9 protein-coding genes and 1 pseudogene are annotated in these 10,041 nt (G+C 69.0%); 5 read left to right on the top strand and 5 right to left on the bottom strand.

All coding sequences use genetic code 11. The annotated features are described in order from the left end of the window. Both J2Z30_RS49015 and J2Z30_RS49020 read right to left on the bottom strand, forming a co-directional pair. Positions 1-719: alpha-L-arabinofuranosidase family protein (locus tag J2Z30_RS49015; protein ID WP_209469190.1), on the bottom strand; the 719-nt coding region annotated here is incomplete at its 3' end. A gap of 117 nt (positions 720-836) precedes the next feature. Then, the gene (locus J2Z30_RS49020; protein ID WP_044567146.1) at positions 837-2,279 is read right to left on the bottom strand and encodes a sulfatase family protein; all 1,443 of its coding nucleotides are present in this window, start codon (positions 2,277-2,279) and stop codon (positions 837-839) included. Between the two features lie 175 nt (positions 2,280-2,454). On the opposite strand from J2Z30_RS49020, the gene J2Z30_RS49025 reads away from it, so the two are divergent. From J2Z30_RS49025 to J2Z30_RS49040, 4 genes are all read left to right on the top strand, one after another. Continuing rightward, positions 2,455-3,780 carry an ROK family transcriptional regulator gene (locus tag J2Z30_RS49025; protein ID WP_209469191.1) on the top strand — a complete coding sequence of 442 codons (1,326 nt, stop codon included), beginning with the start codon at positions 2,455-2,457 and terminating at the stop codon, positions 3,778-3,780. 188 nt (positions 3,781-3,968) lie between these two features. After that, positions 3,969-5,531 (top strand): ABC transporter substrate-binding protein, encoded by a 1,563-nt coding sequence (locus tag J2Z30_RS49030; protein WP_052701141.1) that lies wholly within the window; start codon positions 3,969-3,971, stop codon positions 5,529-5,531. A gap of 10 nt (positions 5,532-5,541) precedes the next feature. Further along, entirely contained in the window at positions 5,542-6,486 is a 945-nt protein-coding gene (locus J2Z30_RS49035; protein WP_044567140.1) for an ABC transporter permease, read from the top strand. A 2-nt stretch (positions 6,487-6,488) separates the two neighbouring features. Further along, a complete protein-coding gene (locus tag J2Z30_RS49040) occupies positions 6,489-7,358 on the top strand; it encodes an ABC transporter permease (RefSeq protein WP_209469192.1) in 870 nt (289 codons plus the stop codon). A gap of 269 nt (positions 7,359-7,627) precedes the next feature. On the opposite strand, the gene J2Z30_RS49045 is transcribed toward J2Z30_RS49040, so the two are convergent. Together J2Z30_RS49045 and J2Z30_RS49050 are read right to left on the bottom strand one after the other, a co-directional pair. Next, on the bottom strand, positions 7,628-8,362 hold the full coding sequence (locus J2Z30_RS49045; protein WP_044567138.1) for an SDR family NAD(P)-dependent oxidoreductase: 735 nt from the start codon (positions 8,360-8,362) through the stop codon (positions 7,628-7,630). A gap of 227 nt (positions 8,363-8,589) precedes the next feature. Further along, positions 8,590-9,153, bottom strand: a complete 564-nt coding sequence (locus J2Z30_RS49050) for a TetR/AcrR family transcriptional regulator (RefSeq protein ID WP_078956418.1) — start codon at positions 9,151-9,153, stop codon at positions 8,590-8,592. Positions 9,154-9,247: 94 nt separating this feature from the next. On the opposite strand from J2Z30_RS49050, the pseudogene J2Z30_RS52075 reads away from it, so the two are divergent. Beyond that, positions 9,248-9,436: pseudogene (locus J2Z30_RS52075) on the top strand (hypothetical protein); the annotation flags it as partial. A gap of 9 nt (positions 9,437-9,445) precedes the next feature. Here J2Z30_RS52075 and J2Z30_RS49055 read toward each other — a convergent pair. Further along, on the bottom strand, positions 9,446-10,041 hold a 596-nt coding region (locus tag J2Z30_RS49055), incomplete at its 5' end, for an alpha-L-arabinofuranosidase C-terminal domain-containing protein (RefSeq protein ID WP_209469193.1).

The following is a 10,041-nucleotide window of genomic DNA, read 5'->3' on the forward strand; positions in this document are numbered from 1 at the left end:
GGCGTTCCGACACGCTGGCGCTTTTGCCGTTGGGTGCCGCCGAAGGCGTACTGCCGCATGGCCTTGTCGTCGTCCGCGCTCATCCAGTAGCGCTGCTTCGCTCCGTGCAGTTCGTTGCCGATTTCCCAGTAGCGCACGCGGTAGGGCTCGGGGTGGCCGTTCCGCGCTCGCAGGTCGCCCCACTTGGTGCCCTGTGGTGCGTTCATGTAGGCGACCCAGTCGGCGATCTCCTGCGGGGTCGAGTTGGCGAACGGCGCCATGATCTCCGGCGTCGCGCCGGTCTCCCGGATGAAGGCCATGTACTCGTCCGGCCCGAACCGGCTGTCGACCGGCTCGCCCTTTTGCCCCTCCACCTGGCGGGTCCGGTCCGCTTGCGGGCCTATGGCGCCTTTCCAGTTGAAGAGGTTGGAGGAGGTGCCGCCGGGATAGCGGATCATCCCGATCCCGGACTTCCTGATCTTTCCGACGATGCCCGGGGCGGGACGGTTGAGCTTCGAGTCCCACATTCCGTATGCGTCGTCGTACCACTTGGCCCCGTTCACCCCGGTCATGTGCGGGCTCACCTTGAACGATCGCCGCTGGGCGTCGATGGCGACGACCGGCACGCCACCCGAGTCGCTCGACTTCGTCAGATCCTCCGGAGTGCATCCGGTGCCCATGACACCGGCCGCCACGGCGGCCGCGCCGTACAGGAAGTGACGCCGACCTATCTCGCTCATGTTCGCTCTCGCTCCTTACCGCGGATGTGTGACGCGACCCCCTATGAGCTGTGGCGTCTCCACCGATAGGAACTTAAAAGATGTCTTTGTGGGATTCTTGTGAGAGGCCCGCCGGACCTAGACCGTGTCCTCGGACACGGTCTTCGGGGCGGGCTCGTGCGCGGTGACCGTGGGGCGTGGCTCACCGGAGTCCACGATGCGCCGCACCAGTCGCCGCCTCAGCTCCTCCAGGACGTCCTCATACGCCGGGTCGGCCACGAGGTTCATCAACTCGTCGGGGTCGGAGTGCAGGTCATAGAGGTAGGCGTCCCGATACCGCTCGGCGCGCGGGTCGTTCCAGGCGTCGGCGCCCGGCGCGGTCGCGGCGTACTTCCAGCGGTCGGTCCGCAGCCCTCGTCCGACTTCCGATTCGCTGATCTGGAAGAGCACTTCTTGAGGCCACTCGGCGTCCTCGCCGTGTCCGCCGTGTCCGCCGTGTCCGCCGTGTCCGCCGTGCAGCAACGGCAGCAGGGAACGTCCCTGCATCTCCGGCGGTACGGGCACCGCGGCCGCCCGCAACAGCGTGGGCGGCAGGTCGACATGGCTGACCAGTTCCGGCAGCCGCACACCGCCCCGCAGCCCCGGTCCCCGTAGCACGGTGGGTACGCGGAGGGAGGCGTCGTGGACACTGCGCTTGTACTCGTCGTTGCGGGTCTTGAAGTGGCAGCCATGGTCGGAGGTGAAGAGGATGACGGTCTCGTCCAGCTCCCCACGCCGCTCCAGCGCGGAGACGATTCGCCCGAGCACCTCGTCCAGGCGGCGCACCATTCCGTAGTAACCGGGCAGGTGCTCCGCCCAGTTGCCGCCACCGAGGGCGGCGAGGTCGGATGGCACCCAGGGAGTGGCGTAGCGGTCGCGATAGCCCGTCGGGGCGGGGTAGTCGTCGCGGGAGTTCTGGTGGTGTGGCTCCAGGAAGGACAGGAAGAGGAAGAACGGCCGGTCCCGGTCCCGGTCCCGGTCCCGGTCGCGGTCGCGGTCGCGGTCGATGAAGTCGATCGCGGCGGTGCCGAGCGCGTCGGCACGGTAGCCCTCGAACCGGTGCGGGGCGCCGCTGCCGTCGTACAGCGTGGTCTCGTAGGCGTCCGAGGTGAATTCCAGCAGGTTGGCGGCGAGCCAGTGGTCGTACCCGGCCCGGTCCTCCTCCGGCACCGGCCCGGAGGTGTGGTCGCCCGCGAGATGCCACTTGCCGATGTAGCCGGTGGCGTAGCCCGCGTCCCGGAAGGAGCGGGCCAGGGACGGGGTGTCCCGGGGGAGGGGAAGACCGTTGCGGAAGACGCCGGTGGTGGTCGGGTACTGCCCGGTCTGGAGGCTGGCGCGGGAGGGCGCGCACACGGGCTGACAGGTGAAGGAGCGGTCCACGCTCACGCCCTCCGCGCCGAGGCGGTCGAGGACCGGAGTGAGCCCGAGGGGGTTCCCGTGCAGCCCGGTGGTGTCCCAGCGCTGTTGGTCGGTGAAGAAGACGAGGACGTTCGGGCGCCGCGTGGACGTGGCGGGGCCGGAGGGAGAAGCGCTCGGGGTCATGGTTGCGTGGCCCTCCTGTCGGTGGCGAGGCGGCCGATCGCTCTGCTGCGGTCGTCCGTCCTGAGGCGGCCGGGTTCACCGGATGCGCCGTATGGGTTGAGCGCCTGCGTCTGAGCTGCTGTATCGTTTTTATGAAGGAATTTTATTTAAGGCGTGCGCTAGACTTCCAGGCCGCGTGCGCCGAGGTCAAGATCCCGTGCTCGTCGAGGTCTCGGCGCGCAGCAGGAGAGGAGCGCCGCAGCAGATGCCGGGGGACATCGCCACATCCGCCCTGGCCCGGAGGGTCAACGCCGCCCGCATCCTGGCAAAGCTGCGGGAACGCCCCCCGGAGCGAGCGGAGATGTCATCCGGAGACCTGGTGGACGCCACGGGCATGTCGCGGCCCACCGTGCACGCCGCCGCGCACCACCTCGTCGAGCTCGGCTGGGTCCGGGAGACCACCGATCGCGTCGACGGACGTCTCTCCGGGCGCGGTCGGCCGTCGAGGGTCTTCTCCTTCGTGGCGAACGCCGGCCATGTCCTGGGCATCGACATCGGCGCACACAGCGTCCGCGTCGCCGTGGCCGATCTGCGTGGTGTCTTCGTCGCCGAGGCACGGATCGCGTTCGGCGACCCCTCGGTCGGCCCGGAGCAGCGGATCACACAGGTGAGGAAGCTCGCCGTAGAGGTGGTGCGGACGGCCGGTCTGCGCGATGAGCAGGTCCTGGCGGTCTGCGTCGGCACCAGCGGTCCCGTCGACGCCGACGGTGTCGTACAGCAGCGCACCGGCATCCCCGGGTTCCTCGGGGTGGATCTGCGCGCCGCGCTGGCCCGGGACTTCTCCGCGCAGGTATACGTGGAGAACGACTGCAACCTGGCCCTCATCGGCGAGCGCTGGCGGGGCCGCGCGGGTGCCTCCCAGGACGTCGTCTGTCTGCTGGCGGGGGAGAGGCTGGGGGTGGGCATGTGCACCGGCGGCACCCTCGTACGCGGCCAGGCGAACAGTGCCCGGGACCTCGGTTTCCTGTCCCTGATGGGCGACTACTCCCGCGACGACGGCATCGCGAGGGCGGTCCGCAGGCGGGGGGCGTCACTGGTCGCCGAGGTGGCGGCTCGTGACACCCCACCGCTCCCCGGGACACCGGGCGCCGAGCTGAGCGCACTGACCGGCGGAGACCCGCGCCGGGTGAGCGCGAGCGATGTCTTCGAGGCCGTCCGCCGGGGCGACCTCGACGCCGCCGGGGCCCTGGAGGAGGGGCTGGAGACGGCCGCCCGTGCGATCGCCACGCTGACCATGCTGCTCGCCCCCGAACTGGTGGTGATCACCGGCGCGGTCGCGGCGGCGGGAGACGTTCTGCTCCCGCCGCTGCGGCGCCGGCTGACCGAGCTCGTCCCGCGCGTGCCCCGCGTCGAAGCCTCGCCCCTGCGCGAGCAAGCCGTGGTCACCGGTGCCGTACGCCTCGCACTCGACACCGCCGAGACGGACTTCCTCGACCCACTCGCCCCCGCTCCTACGGCCTGACTCCTCCCGGCCGGGGCGCCGCGTGCCGGTGCGATTCCACCGTCCCGGACCGGCCCCACTCCACCTCGATCCCGACCTCGGTTCGCGCCTCCTGACCCTTGACCTCCCGGAGGTTTCGGTTGCAAGGTCAGCCCAGCGCAGTTAAATAAACTACTCTGATTTAAATGGGAAACCGGGTAGGAGCCAGCGTGACCGGACAACGTGGTCAGCCAGCACGCCGCACGGTCCTCGCCGCGGGACTCTCACTCGGGGCGGGCCTGCTGAACACCGCCTGCCGCAGTGCCGTCGCGGAACAGCAAGGATCCGGGGGCGGGCCGCGGCACGGCGGCACCCTGCACATGGTCCAGGGCACGGACATCCTGCCCGCGTTCCTGCTGTCACAGATCAACCCCAACTTCTCGGTGAGCCGCACCGTCTTCAACACACTGACCGAACTGGACCACAGGACTCTGCGGCCCAGGGCGTCGCTCGCGAAGAGCTGGCGGGTGTCGGACGGCGGGCGGACCTATGTCTTCCAGCTGCGCGACGATGTGACGTTCCACTCGGGCCGTCCCTTCGGCCCTGACGACGTCGTGTTCGTCCTGGACCACCTGACGAAGGACACCACCAGCTCCCAGGTCAAGTCCGTGGCCCAGCAGGTGACTTCGGCCGAGCGGACCGGCGATCACGAGGTCACGGTGGGCTTCGGCAAGGCCGTCAGCAATGTGTGGGACATGTTCGAGATGATGGTCCTGATCGACCGGGAGTCGGTGACCGATCTCGCCTCGGGACGGGAGATCATCGGTACCGGGCCATTCACCGTCGAGTCCTACAAGCCGGGCTCCTCCATCTCGCTGAAACGCAACCGCCACTACTGGAAGCCCGGCCGTCCCTACCTCGACGGCATCGAGATCGCGATCGCCGCGCAGTCGTCGTCCGCCGTGGCTTCCCTGCGCTCCGGGCAGACACATCTGGCCCTCGACCTGTCGCCGCTCGACGCCGCCGGTATCCGCGACCGGCCCGGGTTCCGCCTCGTGCAGTCCGACGCCCACGACCTCACCTACTACATCGGGGCCAACGTCGAGGTCCCCCCGCTGGACAAGGTCGAGGTACGGCAGGCAGTGGCCTGGGCGATCGACCGGAAGCGGGTCCTCGCCCAGGCGCTGGGCGGGATCGGCCGCCCGAGCAGCCTGCCGTGGTCACCGGGAACGGCCGCGTGGGACCCCGATCGGGCAGCGGCCTACACACTCGACCCGGACAAGGCGAAACGTCTGCTGCGGCAGTCCGGCGCGGCCGACGCCAAGGTTGACCTCTACTACAGCAACACACTGGCGACGAACGCCGCGATCGCCCAGATCGTGCAGGCGAACCTCGAGGACGTCGGCCTCATCTGCCGACTGCAGCCCAAGCAGGACGCCGAATACCAGAAGATGTTCGTCAGCGGGAAGATCCCCGGCCTGTTCGTCAACGGCCACGGCTTCGGGCAGCTGACTCCGTCGACGCTCGTCAAAGGCTCCTGGCCGTTCAACGCCCAGCAGAACGCGTCCAACTTCCGCGATCCCGAGTACAGCCGGCTGGCCGATGAGATCTGGACCGGCAAGGGCGACGCCCTGACCACGGCCTACCGGGATCTCAACCAGCTGTTCCTCGAGCAGCAGTTCGTCATCGACCTGATCAACAGCACCCATACATATGCCATTCAGGCGTCGCTCAAAGGTCTGGCCTGGACCATGTACGACGGCATCGACCTCGACCATGCCTACCTGGCATGAGGAGGACCCCATGCTCCGCTACGCACTCCGGCGTGTCCCCTCGGCCCTCGCGGTGCTCGCCATCGCATCGGTCGTGGTCTTCAGCGTGCTGCACCTGGCGCCCGGCGACCCCGCCGTGCTCGCCGCGGGCCCGGACGCCTCCGCGAAGACCGTGTCCGCCGTCCGGCACCAGCTGGGGCTGGACGCCCCGTTGCCCCAGCAGTACCTGACCTGGCTCGGCGGGGTGCTGACGGGCGACCTCGGCGACTCCTACGTACGTGGCGTGCCGGTCGCCACCCTGATCGGCAACGGTCTCGGCAACACCCTCGAACTCACCCTCGGCGCCATCGTCCTGGCCGTCCTGCTCGGTGGCCTGGCCGGACTGGTCCTCGGCGTGGCCAAGGGCCGCCTCGTCCGCGGCGCGACCGCCGCGGCCACCGCACTGGCCTTCGCGATACCGCCGTACGTCAGCGGAGTGCTCCTGGTGATGGTGCTCGCCATCACCCATCGAATCCTGCCCGCGGGCGGCCATGTCTCCGTGCTCACGGACCCGGAGATCGGGGTGCAGTACCTGATCATGCCGGCCCTCGCCCTGGCCCTCCCCGCCGCCGCCGTACTCGCCCGCTTCCTGTCGACGTCGATCCGGCGGGTCTTCGGCGAGGACTACATCCGCGTCGGTACGGCGAAGGGCCTGCGGCGGCGACGGATCGTGCTGTGCCACGCGCTTCCGAACGCCCTGCCACCGGTGCTGACCGTCCTCGGCATCCAGATCGGCCAGATGCTCGGCGGGGCGATCGTGGTGGAGGCCATCTTCGCCTGGCCGGGGGTGGGTCAGCTCATCATCGACTCCCTCAAGAGCAGCGACTACTTCGTCGTTCAGAATCTGCTGCTCATCACGGTCACGGTGTTCGTCGTCCTGCAGACCGTGACCGATCTGCTGCACGCGGCCGTCGACCCCCGACTCAGGATGGAGTGAGCATGACCACCACCGCCACCACCGAGACACCGCCGACGGCCACCACCACCGCCGTCCGTGGCGCAGGCTGGTCGCGGCTGCTGCGCCGGCCGGTGCTGAGCATGGGCCTCGGGCTCGTCGTGGTGCTCGTTCTGGCCGGTGTGCTGGCCCCGCTGCTGGCACCCGCCCCGCCGACACAGCAAGGCCCGCTCGCCCTCGCTCATCCGTCGGCCGCGCATCCGCTCGGCACCGACGAGTACGGCCGCGACCTGTTCTCCCGGGTGCTGTACGGGCTGCGCCAGGACGTGTTCGCCACCGTCATCGCCGTCCCGATCGGCGCGGTCGCCGGGATCCTCATCGGCCTCGCGAGCGGACTGGCCCGGTGGCTCGACACCGTCATACAGAGGCTGTTCGATGTGATGCTGTCGTTCACCGCGCTCATCGCGGGCGTCACCGTCGCCATGATCATCGGCTCCGGATCCACCGCGGTCATGGTGACCATCGCACTGGTCAATGTGCCGCTGTTCGGCAGGCTCATCCGGTCGTCGGTCGTCGGCGAACGCCAGCGCGACTACGTCGTCGCGGCCACGGCCATCGGCTCGGGCCGGGTGCGGATACTGGTGCGCCACATCCTGCCCAACGGCCTCGACCCGCTGATCGTCCAGTTCGCCCTGTCCATGTCGACCGCCGTCTTCATCGAGGGCGGGATGAGTTACGTCGGCCTCGGCATCCGGCCACCGGCCCCCTCCCTGGGCTCGCTCCTGCAGGGAAGCATGAACTTCCTCGCGCAGAACCCCTGGTACGCGATCGGTCCGATGGCGGCCGTCACCCTGCTGGTGCTGGGATTCCAGCTCGTGGCCGATGGCCTCACCGCGAGCCTGCTGCGCCGCTGAACCCAAGCTTGCTCGGCGGGGTCCGCCCCTCTGCCGGATCTGCCGGATCTGCCGGATCTGCCGGATCTACCGGGGGCGGGCCCCGCCTCCGGCAGAGGGGACGGACGGCTGGGGCGCGTATTCGACCGTGCGCTGGGCGCGATGTGCGCCATCGCCATGCGCGTGGGTGTCCGCGCGCCGTCAGGTCATCGAGACACGCCTCCTCCAAGCCACCGCCCCAGCCCCGGACCGTGCGTGAGACACACCTGAATCGGCGCTTACGAGAGCGCTCATGCCTGCGCGTATCCACCGTCGGCGAAGAACTCGGCACCGTTGACGTAGCTCGACGCGTCCGAGGCGAGGAACGTCGTCACGGCGGCGATCTCCTCGGGCTCGGCAAGCCGGCCGAGGGGAACGGCGCCTTCGGCCTGCTTGAGCATCTCGGGTGTGACCAGCTCAAGCAGACCAGAGGTGCGCGTACCGCCCGGGGATACGACGTTGACCCGGAAGCCGTGTGCGCGCGCGCTGAGAGCCCAGCCGCGGGCGAGCGTGCGGACCGCGGCCTTCGACGCCGCGTAGACCTCAAGTCCCAGGTTGGGCCGTGTCGCAGCGGTCGAACTCGTCAGGATTACCGAAGCGTTCGTGCTGAGCAGCGGCAGCGCCTGCTGGAGAGTGAAGATCGTTCCCTTGACGTTGGTGGCGAACACCGAGTCGATCAGATCTTCCGTCACCTCACCGAACGGCGCCGCGGTGCCGACGCCGGCGTTGGCGACCAGCACGTCGATGCGTCCGGCCTGGTCGCGCACGGTGCTGTAGAACGCATCGAGCTCTGAGGGCACCGAAGCATCGCAGACCACGCCGGTCACGCCAGGTCCGAGCTCGGCAACCGCGGCGTCGAGCACGTCTTTGCGGCGACCGGTGATGAACACTGTGGCGCCCTCGTCACGGAATGCGCGCGCGGTCGCGAACCCGATGCCGGTGCTGGCCCCGGTGACCACGGCGACCTTGTCTTCCAAGACGGCCATGCCGCCCTCCTTCAGGTTATGGACTGTTGCGTCCACAACCTTCCCCGATATGGACCGCACGGTCAATATTGCTTCGGCATCGGGGCTTCCCGGCGCGGCCCCGTAGACGGACTGCGCAGGCTGCGGGCAGCTGTCCCGCACCCGCGACCTCTGGTCGGACACCTGCGGGGCCATGCCACCGGCAGCGCCGACCGCCGCGGCGGTACAGGTCGGCCGGTGCGTTGCCGCTACTGCGCCGGAGTGGGCAGCAACCGTGCCAGGGCGGACTGGGCTATCACGGTGAGCGCTCCGACGCCCATGCCGGTGCGCCCGAGAGCGATGAGGCCGAGTTGCGCGACGAGGGCCGCGCGGGCGGTCTCAGAAGGGTCGATGTCGGGGGCGAGGTCGCCTTCGCTCTGGGCGCGCTCCAGTGCCGCGGTGAGGACGGTGGCGATCGCGTCGTAGCTGCGGCGAGCCTCAGCCGCGACGTCCGGAGTGCTGGCGGCAAGCTCGGCGTTGCTGTTGGCCAGCAGGCAACCCCGACGCGCAACTGTCCCGGTCGGATCGCCGGTCGGGCCGAGTACGAACTCGCGCACCACGTCGATCCCCCGCGTCGCGGAAACCAGACGCTCGCGCAGCATCAGCAGGTTCGCGGCGTCGTAGTCGCGCAGCACCCGCAGGAACAGGCTGCGCTTATCCCCGAACGCCCCGTAGAGGCTGCCTTTGCCCAGCCCGCTCACGCGCAGCAGGTCGTCCATCGATGTCGCCGCGTAGCCCTTGTCCCAGAACTCGTCACGGATAGCGAGAAGCACACGCTTTTCATCGAACTCACGAGGCCGAGGCATGCCCGCACAATACAAGTTCTGGACCGCACGGGCCACAATGGACTCCGGGCCGCCATGTGCCCGGCTTGGCTCGGGAAAAGTCCAGCCGAAAACCGGTGCTGGAGTGCCAGGGCGCGCATCACGTCGTGATCAATCCGCGAGAATAGAGGCTGAGAAGGCTGGCGACCTGCGCAAACGTCGTATCAAGGCGGTCATCCCGGAGAAGAAGGACCAAGCTGCCAACCGGCAGAAGAAGGGCAGCCGGGGCGGAATACGCGCCCTAGTGCGACGTGGGCGGTGGGAACCGCAGGAGCGTGACCGAGTGTGCCGCGAAGGTCCAGTGCAGGGAGCCGTCCTTCGCCGTGGCGTGGGACTTTTTGATCGTGACGGCATCGGGGTGTTCGTCGTTGTTGAAGTCGTCGTAGCTCCTGCCCGCCACCACGGACACGTCGGCCGTACCGGCATGCCGGAAACTCCCCAGATCGACCCGGGACTTGATGTCCTTGTCCGGTGAGCGGTTGACGACGAGGACGCTGAGTGCTCCGTCCTTGTCGACGGCGGCCGTGGTGACCAGCGCCTCATAGGAGGAACCCAGCGGTGTCTCCCGGGTGGAGACCTTCTCGTTCTCCTTCACTTCGCTGTCCACGACGTGTCCACCGCCATGGAAGAAGCCGCTCAGTTGCTCGCGCACGATCGCGTCGGGGGTGCGCACGAAGCCGGGCGCGCCGCCGAAGAGTGTCCGTGACAGGCCCGGCTTCTTCCCGATCAGATCGTTGCTTGCGGTCCAGCGGACGCCGAGGTCGGCGAACCGGGCCCACTGGGATGCCATGTAGAGCGCGTGCGACATGGCGTAGGAGTACTCGCGATATTCCTCGG

It is taken from the genome of Streptomyces iranensis (assembly GCF_017874715.1).
Taxonomy (GTDB): Bacteria; Actinomycetota; Actinomycetes; order Streptomycetales; family Streptomycetaceae; genus Streptomyces; species Streptomyces iranensis.

What these genes read in the sequence shown, in the direction of transcription:
- J2Z30_RS49020 (WP_044567146.1), bottom strand. Translation starts at nt 2,279, where the DNA reads ATGACCCCGAGCGCTTCTCCCTCCGGCCCCGCCACGTCCACGCGGCGC.
- J2Z30_RS49035 (WP_044567140.1), top strand. Translation starts at nt 5,542, where the DNA reads ATGCTCCGCTACGCACTCCGGCGTGTCCCCTCGGCCCTCGCGGTGCTC.
- J2Z30_RS49040 (WP_209469192.1), top strand. Translation starts at nt 6,489, where the DNA reads ATGACCACCACCGCCACCACCGAGACACCGCCGACGGCCACCACCACC.
- J2Z30_RS49045 (WP_044567138.1), bottom strand. Translation starts at nt 8,362, where the DNA reads ATGGCCGTCTTGGAAGACAAGGTCGCCGTGGTCACCGGGGCCAGCACC.